The sequence below is a fragment of the Streptomyces sp. NPDC018947 genome, assembly GCF_044390505.1.
Taxonomy (GTDB): Bacteria; Actinomycetota; Actinomycetes; order Streptomycetales; family Streptomycetaceae; genus Streptomyces.
In genome coordinates this window covers 51,005-64,269 of record NZ_JBIRZD010000023.1, presented here as the reverse complement: position 1 = coordinate 64,269, position 13,265 = coordinate 51,005, and the positions used below count along the sequence as shown (strand labels likewise).

Below are 13,265 nucleotides of genomic sequence, written 5' to 3'. Positions count from 1 at the left end.
ACAGCGGTCTTTCGTGCCTTCCGCATCCCTATGGTCATCCATGATGCGGACGTCGCGCCAAGTGGACAGACGCCGCGCGGGGGGTTTGTGACGGTACTGGTGCACAGCGAATCCGTCGAGAGTCCTTGTGTCCCAAGGGTCGTTTCCCAAACGGGTGCTGACTATGAGTGAAATATGATTCATCTCGGCGGACGGGTGAGGAAGGGCGCGTACGGGTGAACGCGGGCTCGGTACGATGCCGCAGCTCAGCGTCGTACGAACCCACGGGGGAATGTCGTGTTCGGAATCGTCAGGCCATGCAGGCACCGGCTCGGTGAGAGCCTCACCAGTCAGTGGATGGCGCATCTGTGCGGGCTGTGCCTCGCGTTGCGCAAGGACCACGGCCAGTTCGCGCGCATCGTGACGAACTACGACGGGCTTCTCATATCGGTCTTGACGGAGGCTCAGGCCGAACGGGGCGGCGCCGGTGCCGGACGGCGCACCGCCGGACCGTGTCCGCTGCGCGGCATGCGCACCGCCTCCGTCGCCCACGGCGAAGGCGCCCGGCTCGCGGCCGCCGTCTCCCTGGTGCTGGCCTCGGCGAAGGTGCGCGACCACGTCGCCGACGGGGACGGTCTGCTGGCCCGCCGGCCGGTGGCCCGCGCCGCCCGCCGGGTCGCCGCGGGCTGGGACGCGGCCGGGACCCGCAGCGGCAGTGCCGTCGGCTTCGACACCGCCGTCCTGGTCGACGCGGTGGACCGGCAGACCGGCATCGAGGCGCTGGCCGGGCCCGGTACGCCGCTGCTCACCGTCACCGAACCGACCGAGACCGCGACCGCCGCCGCCTTCGCGCACACCGCCCACCTCGCCGGACGGCCGCACAACGCCGCGCCGCTCGCCGAGGCGGGGCGCCTGTTCGGGCGGCTCGCCCATCTCCTGGACGCCGTCGAGGACCAGGAGGCCGACGCCGCGGCGGGCGCCTGGAACCCGCTCACCGCCACCGGCACCCCCCGTGAGGAGGCCCGCCGGCTCGCCGACGACGCCGTGCACGGGATACGGCTGGCGCTGCGCGAGGCCGAGTTCACCGACGGCCGGCTCGTGCACCGGCTGCTGGTGCACGAGTTGGGCACCTCCGTCGACCGTGCCTTCGGCACCCCGTCCTGCGCGCACGGCAGCCACCCGTACGCCCCGCCCGGCGCCCCCGGCGGCCCCGGCGCGCCGATGCCCCCGGAGCCGCCGCGCCGCGACCGGCGGGGGCTGCTCGCGGGGTGCGCCGTGTGGCTGGGGCTGGCCTGCACGTGCCAGATGTGCTGCGGCACGTTCGAGGATCCCTGGAGCAGGCAGCGCCGGGAAGGGCTGTGCCAGAGCTGCGGTGACTGCTGCGACTGCTGCGACTGCTGCAGCAACTGCACCAACTGCTGCGGCGAGGACGGGTGCTGCGGCGACGGCTGCGACTGCGGGTGCGACTGCTGAGAAGCCCTCAGTCCTTCGGCTCGGGGGGCGAGATCTCGGACCTGGCGATCGCCGACTCCGTCGTCCCCCACTTCTTCAGGATCGCGTCGTACGTCCCGTCGGCGATCAGCCCGTTCACCGCGGCCCGGAGCGCCGGCGCCAGCTTCGAGCCCTTCTTGAGGGCGAAGCCCACGTCCAGGCGGCGGAACTCGTTGAGGAACTTCAGTCCCGGCTGGTGGGCGACGGCGTAGCGCAGGCCGTTGATCGTGGACATCACGACGTCGCTGCGGCCCTGCTGGAGCGAGGACCACAGGGCGCCGGGCTCGCTGTAGGTCTGCACCCGGTAGGCCTTCTTCCCGGCGTCCGTGCAGCGGTGCGCGTTCTCCTGCAGCGTGGCCTCGAAGGTGGTGCCGGCGCCGGTCGCCACGTCCAGACCGCAGAGCCGCGTGAGATCGGTGACCTCGGACAGCTCGCTGTCCTCACGGGCGGCGAAGCCTTGGCCGTCGTTGATGTAGGTGACGAAGTCGATGGTCTTCCGGCGCTCCTCGGTCACCCCGAAGTTGGCCGCGCCGACGTCGTACTTGCCGCTGTCCAGGGCGGGCAGGATCGCCTCGAAGGACGCCTGCCGGATCGTCAGGCGGACACCGAGCGCCTTGCCGACGGCGTGCGCGAAGTCGAGGTCCTGGCCGGTCAGCGTCGTGCCGTCGGCCAGGTACGTGGTGCCGGGCGGGGTGCCGCCGACGCTGACGGCGAGCGTGAGTTCCCCGGTGCCGGCGGGCAGCAGCCGTGCCGCGGCCGGGTTCTCGGCGACGCCGGAGACGACGTCCGTGGTGGGGACCGCGTCGGATCCGGCCGCCGCGCCGACGGTGTCACCGGCCGGGTCACCGGAGCCGCAGGCGGTGAGCAGCAGGGCCGCCGAGGCGATCGCGGCGACGGGGGCGAGGAGCCGTTTGCGGGCGGCACGGAGTCTTCTGCGGGCACGCGTGGGCGTACGCATGGTGAGCGTCTCCTGGTGAGGCGAAGGCACGAGGGCAGGGCGAGGGGAGGGGTGCCGTGTGAAGGCGGGCAGAGCGGGGCGAATCGCGGGTGGGCGAGACGCGTGGGAGGCGCCGGGCGAAGAGCGCGCGGCGCGTACATGCCCCGAGGGGTCAGGTGTTCAGGGCAGGCGGGGAGGTCGGCTCAACAGGACGAGGACCACACTCGACCGAAGTCGATGTGGGAGCGCGTGACCAGCCACTGCTGCGGATGCATGGGCCAAGTGGAACAGGCATCCGGTGCCACGTCAACGACTTGAGACACGGGGCCCACAGTGTGGACAGCCTTGACAGCGCGCCGAAACGACCCCGTACTCTCGGCGGACGGCCCTGCTGAGGGGCTCGGCCGTATCCGCGCCGCTCGGCGCGAGCCCGCGCGACGCGCGCGTTCCGTGTGAAGGCACCGCCCACCGTGTCCGACTGACTCGATGTCACGGAGCCTTCGCATGTCCTCCGACACCCTCGCCCAGCCCGCCGCCGTACCGGAGACCCCGGACGAGGCGGACCTCCCGCGGATCGTCCCGCACCGCCGCCCGGGCCAGTGGGCCGCGGCCGCCGCCGTCCTCGCCCTGCTCGTGCCGGCCGTCAACTCCGTGCTGCGCAACGACGCCTTCCAGTGGGACGTCGTCGCGGCCTACTTCACCTCCGACGCCGTCCTGCGCGGCCTGTGGCTCACCCTCTGGCTGACCGCCGTCGTGATGGTCCTCGGCTTCGCGCTCGGCACCCTGCTCGCCGTCCTCCGCCTCTCCGCCAACCCCGTGCTGCGCGCGGTGAGCTGGGGTTACGTATGGCTGTTCCGGTCGATACCGGTCCTGGTCCAACTGCTGCTGTGGTTCAACATCGGCGCCCTGTACCCGCGGGTCTTCGGGGTGCAGACGGTCGACCTGCTCGGCCCGGTCGCCGTCGCCGTCATCGGCCTGACGCTGCACGAGGCCGCGTACGCCGCCGAGGTGGTGCGCGGCGGAGTCCTCTCCGTGGACCGCGGGCAGATCGAGGCCGCCCAGGCCCTCGGCCTCGGCCGGTGGCGCCGCGGGCGCAGGATCGTGCTCCCGCAGGCCATGCGCTCCATCGTGCCGCCCGCCGGGAACATGCTCATCGGCACCCTCAAGGGCACCTCCATCGTCAGCGTCATCGCCGTGCAGGACCTTCTCTACTCCGTCCAGCTCGTCTACCACCGCACCTACCAGGTCATCCCCCTGCTGATGGTGGCCACCGTCTGGTACACCGTCGTCACCTCGGTGCTCGGCGTCGGCCAGTACTACGTCGAGAAGCACTACGCCCGCGGCTCGGAGCGCACCCGATGATCCGGCCCGCGCTGGTGATCGTCGGGGCCGGACCGCGCGGCACCGGCCTGCTGGAGCGCATCGCCGCCAACGCCCCCGAGCTGTACGACGGTCCGGGCCTCGACATCCACCTCGTGGACCCGCACCCGCCGGGCGCGGGCCGCGTCTGGCGCGAGGAGCAGTCACCGCTGCTGTGGATGAACTCGCACGCCGAGGACGTCACCATGTTCACCGACGAGACGGTGCAGATGGCCGGCCCCGTACGGCCCGGCCCCACCCTGCACGAATGGGCGGGGCTCGACGGACGCGTCTTCGCCGGCCGCCGGGTCCAGGGCGCCTATCTGCGCTGGGTGTACGAGAGGACCGTGGCCGCGCTGCCGCCCGGCTTCGTCGTCCACCGCCACGCCCGGCGCGCGGTGCGGGTCGACGGCCCGCCCGAGGGACGCCAGCGGGTGTGGCTGGAGGGCCGGACCCGCCCGCTCCTCGCCGACCTGGTCGTCCTCACCCTCGGCCACCTCGACGCCCGACCCGACGCGGAGCAGCGGGAGTTGTCGCGGTACGCCCGCGACCACGGCCTGGTCCACCTGCCGCCCCACTTCACCGCCGACAGCGACCTGTCCGCGCTGCGCCCGGGCGAACCGGTCCTCGTACGCGGCTTCGGGCTGGCCTTCATCGACCTCGCGGTGCTGCTGACCGAGGGCAGGGGCGGACGCCACGACGGCGACGTTTACGTGCCGTCAGGGCGGGAGCCGGTGCTCCACGTCGGCTCGCGGCGCGGGGTGCCGTACCACGCGAAGATCGGCTACGACTGGACCGGCGCCCGGCCACCGCTGCCGAGGTTCCTCGGGCCCGCCGAGGTCGACGCGCTGCTCGCCCGGCCGGACGGCTTCGACTTCCGGCGGGACGTGTGGCCGCTGGTCGAGAAGGAGCTGGGACACGCCCACTACCACCGGCTGTTCAGCGCCCACCCCGAGCGGGTGAGGGGCACCTGGGCCGACTTCGAGGCCCGCTACGCCGAAGCGGACCCAGCCGCCCGCGCCGGTCTCGTCGCCGCCGCCGTCCCCGGCCCCGCCGACCGGCTCGACCTCACCGCGCTCGACCGGCCGCTGGACGGGGTGCGGTACGCCTCGGCCGACGAACTCCAGGAGGGGCTGCGCCGGTACGTCGAGGACGACCTCGGGCGCCGGCGGGACCCGGAGCGCAGCCCCGACCTCGCCGTCTTCCTCGCCCTGCTCTCCGTCTACGGGCAACTCGTCCGGCTCGGCGACGTCGGCGGCTGGTGGCACGGCTTCTTCAGCCACCTCGCCTCCGGCCCGCCCGCGCCCCGGCTGCGCCAACTGCTCGCGCTGAACCGGGCCGGCGTCGTGCGCTTCCTGGGCGCCGGCATGGAGGTCACCGCCGAGGACGGCGTCTTCCGGGCGTCCGGCGCGAGCGTGCCCGGCGCCGCCGTGCAGGCGCGGGCGCTGGTGGAGGCACGGCTGCCGCAGCCCACCGTCGAGCGGACCCGCGACCCCCTGCTGCGCGCCCTGCACGCCGACGGAGCCGCCGCCACCCCCGACGGACTGCTCGCCGTGGACCGGAACGACGGGCGGGTGCTGGACCGGTCCGGCAGGCCGCACCCGAGGCGGTTCGCGCTCGGGCCGCACACCGACGCGCGGGGCTCCGGAGCCTTCACCCGGCCCCGCACCGGCGGAGCCGCGTTCCGGCAGAACGACGCCACCGCACGCGCCGCGCTCGCCTTCCTGCGCACCCCCGCCGGTCCCGCGGCGGACGCCCACCCCCTGTTCGAGGAGTCCACGCGATGAGCGTCATGGTCGACATCAGATCCGTCCACAAGAGCTTCGGCACCCTGGAGGTGCTCAAGGGCATCGACCTCACCGTGCGCACCGGCGAGGTCACGGTGATCCTCGGGCCCTCCGGCTCCGGCAAGTCCACGCTGCTGCGCACCGTCAACCACCTGGAGAAGGTCGACCGGGGCACGATCAGCGTGGACGGCGCCCTGATCGGCTACCGGCGCAGCGGCGACCTGCTGCGCGAGCTGCCCGAGCGGCAGGTGCTCGCCCAGCGCACCCGGATCGGCTTCGTCTTCCAGAACTTCCGCCTGTTCCCGCACCTGACCGTCCTGGAGAACATCACCGAGGCCCCGGTCTCCGCGCTGAAGCGGCCGCGCCGCGAGGCCACCGAGGCGGCCCGACGGCTCCTGGAGCGGGTGGGTCTCGCCGACAAGGCGGACGCCTACCCCCGGCACCTGTCGGGCGGGCAGCAGCAGCGGGTGGCGATCGCGCGGGCGCTGGCCCTGGAGCCGAAGCTGATCCTGTTCGACGAACCGACGTCCGCGCTCGACCCCGAACTGGTCGGCGAGGTCCTGGAGGTCGTCGGGGACCTGGCCCGGCAGGGCACCACCATGATCGTCGTCACGCACGAGATCGGCTTCGCCCGCGAGGTCGCCGACACCGTGGTGTTCATGGACGACGGCCGCATCGTCGAGCAGGGCCCGCCCGGTGACGTACTGGACCGCCCGCGCCACGCGCGCACCCGGGCGTTCCTCGCCAAGGTCCTGTGAGCTGCGCACCGCCCCCCGCACCGCCCACCGCCGGAAAGGGCTCTCCCGCATGACCCCACCCAACGGCCGGCGGCGGCTGCACCTGGCCGCCGCCCTCGACCAGCCGTCGGCGTACGACGCCGGCTCCTACGTGGACGCGGCCCGGCTCGCCGAACGCGGCGGGCTCGACTTCGTGACCCTCGGCGACGGCTTCGGCCGGCCCGGCCCCGACGCGCTCGCCGTGCTCGCCCGGGTGGCCCCCGCCACCCGCCGCGTCGGCCTGGTCCCCACCGTCACCACCACCCACACCGACCCCTTCCGCGTCCAGGCCGCCGTGGCCACCCTCGACCTGGTCAGCCGCGGCCGCGCCGGGTGGCGGATCGAGGTGTCCGCCACGGAGGCCGAGGCCCGCCTCTTCGGCCGGCACCACACCGCGTCCGCCGAGGAGTTGTGGCGGGAGGCCGGCGAGGTCGCCGACGTGGCGGCACGGCTGTGGGACAGCCCGGAGGACGGCGCCGACATTCCGGACGCGACCTGCGGGCGCTTCGTGGACCCGGGCAGGCCGCACCCCGTCGACTTCACCGGCTCCCGCTTCCGTGTCCGGGGCCCCTCCTCCGGCCCCCGGCCCCCGCAGGGCCACCCCGTACGCGTCGTCGACGCCACCGGGAAACCCGCCCGCGCGGTCGCGGCGCTCCACGCCGACGTGGCCCTCGTCCGCACCGCGCACCCGGCACGGGCCGCCGCCGCGCGGGCCGAGCTGCGCGCCTCGGCCGCCGCCCACGGGCGTGACCCCGACGCCCTGCGCGTCCTCGCCGCCCTCGACATCGACCTCGGGGGCGGGGAGTACGCGGCCCACCCCGGCCACGGCGGGGGCGGACCCCGGCCCACCCCGCGCGGCCCGCTGTACCGCGGCGGCCCCGTCGACCTGGCCGAACTCATCGCCGTCTGGCACCGGGAGGGCACCGTCGACGGCTTCCACCTCACGCCGGCCGAACCGCGCCGCGACCTGGAACGGCTCGTCAACGGCACCGTCCCGCTGCTCCAGCACCGGGGCCTGTTCCGCACCTTCTACCCGGGCAGCACGCTCCGGGACCACCTGGGCCTGAGGCGGCCCGCCAGCCGGTACGCCGTCGCGGGAGGAGCCTCATGACCGGCCGGAAGAGGATGCACCTCGCCGTCCGCTCACCCGGCGGCGACCCCACCACCGCCCGGTCCGGTCCCCGGCCGGCCGAGTTCGCCGCCCGGGCCCGCCTCGCCCGCACCGCCGAACGCGGCCTGTTCGACTTCCTCCTGCTCGCCGGGGAACCGCTGCCCTGGGAGCACGGCGCCCACGACCCGGACACGCCCGGGTGCCCGGAGCCGCTGACCGTGCTGAACGCGCTCGCCGCCGTCACCGGGCACCTGGGCCTGGCCGCCACGGCCGGCGACGAGCCCTACGAACTCGCCCGCCGGCTCGCCACGCTGGACCACCTCAGCGGCGGCCGGGCGGCCTGGCACGTGGACACCTCGGCCGACGCCTTCACCGGCCGCCGGCGTGTGGTCCTCGGGGAGCGCTCCGAGAGATACGCCCGCGCCGCCGAGTCGGTGGCCGCCGCGCGGCACCTGTGGGACTCCTGGCCGCCGGACGGCACAGCCCGTCCCCGCGCCCACCAGGGGCGGTACTTCGACATCGAAGGCGCCTTCACCCTGCCGCGCCCCCCGCAGGGGCACCCGGTGGTGATCCACGCGGACGACTCGGCCGAGGGCCGGGAGTTCGCCGCGTCCTCGGCCGACGTGCTCCTCACCCGGCACCGCACCCCGGAGGCGGCCCGCGCCCTGCGCGCCGACGTCCGACGGCGCCTGGCGGGACACGGCCGCGGCCCGGACGGCCTCAGGATCCTGCCCGGCGTCACCGTCGTCCTCGGGGACACCGACGCCGAGGCGCGCGAACGGGCGGGGGAGCTGCGGCGGCAGCAGGTCTCCCCGCGGGCGGCGCTGCTGACGCTGGAGCGGGTCTGGGGCGCCGACCTGTCCGCGTACGACCCCGACGGCCCCCTGCCCGACACCGACCCGGTGCCCGGCCCGCCCGGCCGGGAAGGGACCCCGCACGCCGACCGGATCGCGACCGCCGGGAAGTGGCGGGCCCTGGCGCAGGAGAAGGGGCTGTCCATCCGGCAGTTGGTGATCGAGACGAGCGCAGGGCCGTCCTTCGTCGGCACCCCCGGGACGGTCGCCGCCCGGCTGGACGCGTACGTGGCCCGGGGCGCCGCCGACGGCTTCGTCCTCGTACCGTCCCCCGCCCCGGACGGACTGGACGCGTTCGTGGACCGGGTCGTCCCGCTGCTCCAGGAACGCGGCGTGTTCCGCACGGAGTACGAGGGCGGGACACTGCGCTCCCACCTCGGGCTGACTCGCACCGGTATGGAAGGGTCGATCCCATGACGACGGACGCATCCGACGAGTGGAAGCGCTGGCACGAACAGCGCGTGGCGACGCTCTCCGCGCCCTACGGACCGCTTTCGCTGACCGGTACCCACTGGCTGGAGGACCACCCGGACGGGCGGCTTCCGGGCATCCCGGGGACCTGGACGGCGGACGGCGACGCCGTGGTGCTCGGCGCCACCGGTGCGGACGGGCTGACGGTGGACGGCCGGCCCCTCGACGGCGAGGCACGGCTCACGGCCGACCCGGGACCGGTGGACGCCGCCCGGGTGGCGCTCGGCGAACGGCGTCTGGTCGTGCTGGTCCGCGAGGGCGCCTGGGGCGTGCGCGACTTCGACCCGGCCGCCGGGACGCGGCACGCGTTCCGCGGCATCGCGGCGACGCCGTACGACCCGCGCTGGTCGGTGCCGGGGCGGTTCACGCCGTACGGCTCCGGACCGCGCAGTGTGCGGGTGCCGAACGCCGACGGGCGGGAGCGCGGGCTGGGCCTGGCCGGGGAACTGGCCTTCGCGCTGGACGGGCGGGAGCACACGCTCCAGGTGAGCGTCGAGGGCGACGGCTCGCTGTGGGCCGTCTTCGCCGACGCCACCAGCGGGAGCACGAGTTACCGCTTCCGTTTCCTGCACCCGGCCGCGCCGGACGCCGAGGGCCGTACGACGGTCGACCTCAACCGCGCGCTGCTGCCGCCGTGCGCGTTCGCCGACCACTTCGTCTGCCCCTTCCCGCCGCCCGGGAACAGGCTGGACGCCGCCGTCGAGGCGGGTGAGCGCGAACTGGTCCGGCCCCCGCGGGGGTTGCCGGTACGGCCGGTCGAAGGGTGAAGTCCGAAAGGCACTCTTGCGCCGACCGGCCGTTCGGCCGAATACTCCACCTCAGCGCTTGTCAGGGGCACGGCGATTCCGGAACCCGGATCGTCCGTGCCCCCGGCTGCGCCTCACGGGCCCGACCCCACGAAAGGGCCCCCTACTTCCCCCGTGGAGGAACGAAAAGTGAGGATCAAGCGCACCAACTCCCGCAACGGCGTCACGAGACGGACCCGGCTGATCGCCGTGTCCGCCGGACTCGTGGCCGCGGCCGCGATCGCGATCCCCAGCGCGAACGCGTCGGACAACGCGCCCGCCACCTTCAGCGGCGCGGAACTCCAGAGCGCCAGCGGTGCCGTGCTCAAGGCCGACGTCCCGGGCACCGCCTGGGCCATCGACAGCAAGACCGGCCGGGTGCTCGTCACCGTCGACAGCACGGTCACCCAGGCCGAGATCGCCAAGATCAAGAACCAGGCCGGCGACAAGGCCGGTGCCCTCACCATCAAGCGCACCCCGGGCAAGTTCAACAAGCTCATCGAGGGCGGTGACGCCATCTACGCGAGCAGCTGGCGCTGCTCCCTGGGCTTCAATGTCCGTGCCAGCAACGGCGCCGAGTACTTCCTGACCGCCGGCCACTGCACCGACGGCGCCGGCACCTGGTACTCGAACTCCGGGCGCACCACGGTCCTCGGCTCCACGGCCGGGTCCAGCTTCCCGGGCAACGACTACGGCATCGTGCGGTACAGCAACACGTCCGTCAGCAAGCCCGGTACGGCGGGCGGCGTGGACATCACCCGTGCGGCCACCCCGAGCGTGGGCACCACCGTCATCCGCGACGGCTCCACCACCGGCACCCACAGCGGCCGGGTCACCGCCCTGAACGCCACCGTCAACTACGGTGGCGGCGACATCGTCTACGGCATGATCCAGACCACGGTCTGCGCCGAGCCCGGCGACTCCGGCGGCCCGCTCTACGGCAGCAACGGCACCGCGTACGGTCTGACCTCCGGCGGCAGCGGCAACTGCTCCTCCGGCGGTACGACGTTCTTCCAGCCGGTCACGGAGGCCCTGAGCGCCTACGGCGTCAGCGTCTACTGATCCCCCCACGGCGCATCCGGCAGCGCGTCGGGCCCCCGCACGCAACCAGCGTGCGGGGGCCCGCTCATGAGGCGGTCCCGCGACGCGGTCGCAGGGGCTGCGCGAATCCTCCTGGAAGGGACATGAATGGTGAAGGACGTGTGACCGCGCTGAAGTTGTCGTGCGCACGTCCTCAACTCGGTCTTGTGTGCGTCCTGTCGGGTTCGGAAGAGTGACGCCCGTCAACCAGCCTTCCGGTTCGTGGGATCCCCACAATCCCCCGGACCGACCCCCCACAGGAGGACATGAGTTGAAGCACCGACGCATACCCAAGCGGCGGGCAGCCGTGGCAGGTGCGGGCATCACCGCACTGGTGGCCGCGGGAGTCACGTTCCAGAGCGCGAACGCCAGCGAGGCGCCGAAGGCCCCCGCACCCGGGACCCTGTCGGTCACGGCGGCCGGAAACCTCGCTTCCACGCTGCTCGGCGACCTCGGCGCCGACGCGGCCGGCACGTATTACGACGCCCAGGCCCGGACCCTGGTCGTCAACGTGCTCGACGAGGACGCCGCCCGGACCGTCGAGAAGGCGGGCGCCGAGGCGAGAATCGTCGAGAACTCGCTCGCCGAACTGAAGAGCGCGCGCGCCACCCTCGCCGAGGACGCGGCCGTCCCGGGCACCTCCTGGGTGACCGACCCGACCGCCAACAAGGTCGTCGTCACCGCCGACCGCACGGTCTCGAAGGCCGAGTGGGCCAAGCTGTCCAAGGTCGTCGAAGGACTCGGCGCCAAGGCCGAACTGAAGCGGACCAAGGGCGAGTACAAGGCGTTCGTCGCGGGCGGCGACGCCATCACCGGAGGCGGCGGGCGCTGCTCGCTCGGCTTCAACGTGACCAAGGGCGGGGAGCCGTACTTCCTCACCGCCGGGCACTGCACCGAGTCCATCTCGAGCTGGTCGGACTCCTCCGGCACCGTGATCGGCCAGAACGAGGCCTCCAGCTTCCCGGACAACGACTACGGCCTGGTCAAGTACACCGCCGACGTGGACCACCCGAGCGAGGTGAACCTCTACAACGGCTCCGCCCAGGCCATCTCGGGCGCCGCCGAGGCCACCGTCGGCATGGAGGTGACCCGCAGCGGCTCCACGACCCAGGTGCACGACGGCACGGTCACCGGCCTGGACGCCACCGTGAACTACGGCAACGGCGACATCGTCAACGGCCTGATCCAGACCGACGTGTGCGCCGAGCCCGGCGACAGCGGCGGCTCGCTGTTCTCGGGGGACAAGGCCGTCGGCCTCACCTCCGGCGGCAGCGGCGACTGCACCTCCGGCGGGGAGACCTTCTTCCAGCCGGTGACGGAGGCCCTGTCGGCCACCGGAACGCAGATCGGCTGAGCCGCACACCGCTCCGAAGAGGTCCCGTCCCGCGCGCGAGGGGCGGGACCTCCGCGCGTCCCGGGGCGCGTCAGCCGGCCCGCGCGGGCGGTTCCGGCTCGCGCCGCCGGTGGCGCAGCGCCGCCGCCAGCATCGTGACGACGATCCCGGCGAGCGCCCACCCGGCCAGCGTCAGCAGCGCGTCGGTCATGGCGTTGCCCTCGAAGTAGGCGAGGGAGCGTGCCGCCCAGGTGCCCGCGCCCGGTGGCAGCGCGGGGCCGATCGCCTTCCAGAACGGCGGCAGCATCGACAGCGGGAACGCACCGCCGGCACTCGGATTGCCCGCGATCACCACGAGCAGGATCGCCAGCCCGATGCCGACGATCCCGAAGAGGCCCTGGAGGGCGAGCGTGGCCGCGCCGACCGCGAAGGTGATCAGTGCCCCGAGCCCCCACAGCCCCGCAACGCTGCCGGGCAGGGCGCCCAGGACCGGCCCGACGATCACCGCGCCGCCGAGTCCGCCGACGGCCGACACCAGCGCCATCACGAGCAGCCGGATGGCCGCGCGGCGGGTGTTGGCCGGACGGGCGCCGGTGCTGATCGCCAGGATCGAGGCGCACAGATAGCCGCCGACGCACCAGCCCACGACCACGTAGAAGGACGACAGCCCGTCGAAGTCCTGGGCGGAGGCCGGGGCCACGTCGACGGTCCGCACGGTGCGGCCCTCGGCCCGCTCGATCCCGGCGACGAGGCTCTCCAGGGTCCCGGCGAGGACGGTGCCGCCGCCGGAGGCGACCAGCAGGGTGTCCGGGCCGCCGGCGGGGTCCACGATCAGGGCGCCGTCGATCTCCCGGTCCCCGATCAGGTCCCGGGCGCTTCGCGCGTCGGCCACCGTGCGCGGGTCCAGCGGCGATCCGGGCAGTCCCTCCAGCCGGTCCGCCGTCTGTGCGGCGGCGGCGCCGGGGGCTACCACGCCGAAGGGCACGTCCTTCGGCTTCGGGTCGTGCAGCGCTCCCACGTAGGAGGCGATGAACAGGAGCTGGAGCGCGATCACGCCGAGGACGAGCAGGGTGGCGCGCGGGGTGACGGCGTCCTTCACCTCCCCGAGGAAGGAGCCGCTCCGCGTGCCGGTGCCCGGTGTGTGCGACATGTCCCCACGGTCCGGGGCGCCGGGTGTTTGCGCAGGTGGGAAGGGGCCGAACGGATGTCGCACACGCATTCGAGAATTGGTCTATGGTGGGGGTGAGTGGCTGGGAACAGACGTTCGATAAGAGGGTCCGTTCATGAGATCGGGAGGTGCGT

11 protein-coding genes are annotated in these 13,265 nt (G+C 73.9%); 9 read left to right on the top strand and 2 right to left on the bottom strand.

Translation table 11 applies throughout. From position 1 onward, the window contains the following. The first annotated feature begins 276 nt into the window (after window positions 1-276). Window positions 277-1,452 (top strand): DUF5685 family protein, encoded by a 1,176-nt coding sequence (locus ACH499_RS32350; RefSeq protein ID WP_356204624.1) that lies wholly within the window; start codon window positions 277-279, stop codon window positions 1,450-1,452. A 7-nt stretch (window positions 1,453-1,459) separates the two neighbouring features. On the opposite strand, the gene ACH499_RS32345 is transcribed toward ACH499_RS32350, so the two are convergent. After that, window positions 1,460-2,428, bottom strand: coding sequence for an ABC transporter substrate-binding protein (locus tag ACH499_RS32345; protein ID WP_399020374.1), 969 nt, complete (start codon window positions 2,426-2,428; stop codon window positions 1,460-1,462). A gap of 483 nt (window positions 2,429-2,911) precedes the next feature. On the opposite strand from ACH499_RS32345, the gene ACH499_RS32340 reads away from it, so the two are divergent. The 8 genes from ACH499_RS32340 (at window position 2,912) to ACH499_RS32305 (ending at window position 11,984) form a co-directional block, all read left to right on the top strand. Beyond that, window positions 2,912-3,769: an amino acid ABC transporter permease gene (locus tag ACH499_RS32340; RefSeq protein WP_399020372.1), complete on the top strand. Its 858-nt coding sequence runs from the start codon at window positions 2,912-2,914 to the stop codon at window positions 3,767-3,769. Then, complete coding sequence (locus tag ACH499_RS32335; RefSeq protein ID WP_399020370.1) at window positions 3,766-5,553, top strand: FAD/NAD(P)-binding protein; 1,788 nt, start codon at window positions 3,766-3,768, stop codon at window positions 5,551-5,553. Before ACH499_RS32340 ends, ACH499_RS32335 begins: the two co-directional genes overlap by 4 nt. Next, on the top strand, window positions 5,550-6,311 hold the full coding sequence (locus ACH499_RS32330) for an amino acid ABC transporter ATP-binding protein (RefSeq protein ID WP_399020368.1): 762 nt from the start codon (window positions 5,550-5,552) through the stop codon (window positions 6,309-6,311). The genes ACH499_RS32335 and ACH499_RS32330 overlap by 4 nt, the downstream gene beginning before the upstream one ends. Before the next feature lie 49 nt (window positions 6,312-6,360). Next, window positions 6,361-7,440 carry an LLM class flavin-dependent oxidoreductase gene (locus tag ACH499_RS32325; protein ID WP_356204635.1) on the top strand — a complete coding sequence of 360 codons (1,080 nt, stop codon included), beginning with the start codon at window positions 6,361-6,363 and terminating at the stop codon, window positions 7,438-7,440. Next, the gene (locus ACH499_RS32320) at window positions 7,437-8,711 is read left to right on the top strand and encodes an NtaA/DmoA family FMN-dependent monooxygenase (protein ID WP_399020366.1); all 1,275 of its coding nucleotides are present in this window, start codon (window positions 7,437-7,439) and stop codon (window positions 8,709-8,711) included. The genes ACH499_RS32325 and ACH499_RS32320 overlap by 4 nt, the downstream gene beginning before the upstream one ends. Continuing rightward, the gene (locus ACH499_RS32315; RefSeq protein WP_399020364.1) at window positions 8,708-9,532 is read left to right on the top strand and encodes a DUF1684 domain-containing protein; all 825 of its coding nucleotides are present in this window, start codon (window positions 8,708-8,710) and stop codon (window positions 9,530-9,532) included. The genes ACH499_RS32320 and ACH499_RS32315 overlap by 4 nt, the downstream gene beginning before the upstream one ends. 168 nt (window positions 9,533-9,700) lie before the next feature. Next, window positions 9,701-10,612 (top strand): S1 family peptidase, encoded by a 912-nt coding sequence (locus ACH499_RS32310; protein ID WP_356204644.1) that lies wholly within the window; start codon window positions 9,701-9,703, stop codon window positions 10,610-10,612. Between the two features lie 289 nt (window positions 10,613-10,901). After that, window positions 10,902-11,984 carry a S1 family peptidase gene (locus tag ACH499_RS32305; protein ID WP_399020362.1) on the top strand — a complete coding sequence of 361 codons (1,083 nt, stop codon included), beginning with the start codon at window positions 10,902-10,904 and terminating at the stop codon, window positions 11,982-11,984. 70 nt (window positions 11,985-12,054) lie between these two features. Here the strand turns inward: ACH499_RS32305 and ACH499_RS32300 are convergent, their stop codons facing one another. Further along, entirely contained in the window at window positions 12,055-13,113 is a 1,059-nt protein-coding gene (locus ACH499_RS32300) for a DUF3533 domain-containing protein (protein ID WP_399020360.1), read from the bottom strand. Window positions 13,114-13,265: the final 152 nt, after the last annotated feature.

Bases quoted from the DNA above. Each gene is read 5' to 3' on its own strand.
- ACH499_RS32345 (WP_399020374.1), bottom strand. From the start codon at position 2,428: ATGCGTACGCCCACGCGTGCCCGCAGAAGACTCCGTGCCGCCCGCAAA.
- ACH499_RS32340 (WP_399020372.1), top strand. From the start codon at position 2,912: ATGTCCTCCGACACCCTCGCCCAGCCCGCCGCCGTACCGGAGACCCCG.
- ACH499_RS32335 (WP_399020370.1), top strand. From the start codon at position 3,766: ATGATCCGGCCCGCGCTGGTGATCGTCGGGGCCGGACCGCGCGGCACC.
- ACH499_RS32330 (WP_399020368.1), top strand. From the start codon at position 5,550: ATGAGCGTCATGGTCGACATCAGATCCGTCCACAAGAGCTTCGGCACC.
- ACH499_RS32325 (WP_356204635.1), top strand. From the start codon at position 6,361: ATGACCCCACCCAACGGCCGGCGGCGGCTGCACCTGGCCGCCGCCCTC.
- ACH499_RS32320 (WP_399020366.1), top strand. From the start codon at position 7,437: ATGACCGGCCGGAAGAGGATGCACCTCGCCGTCCGCTCACCCGGCGGC.
- ACH499_RS32315 (WP_399020364.1), top strand. From the start codon at position 8,708: ATGACGACGGACGCATCCGACGAGTGGAAGCGCTGGCACGAACAGCGC.
- ACH499_RS32300 (WP_399020360.1), bottom strand. From the start codon at position 13,113: ATGTCGCACACACCGGGCACCGGCACGCGGAGCGGCTCCTTCCTCGGG.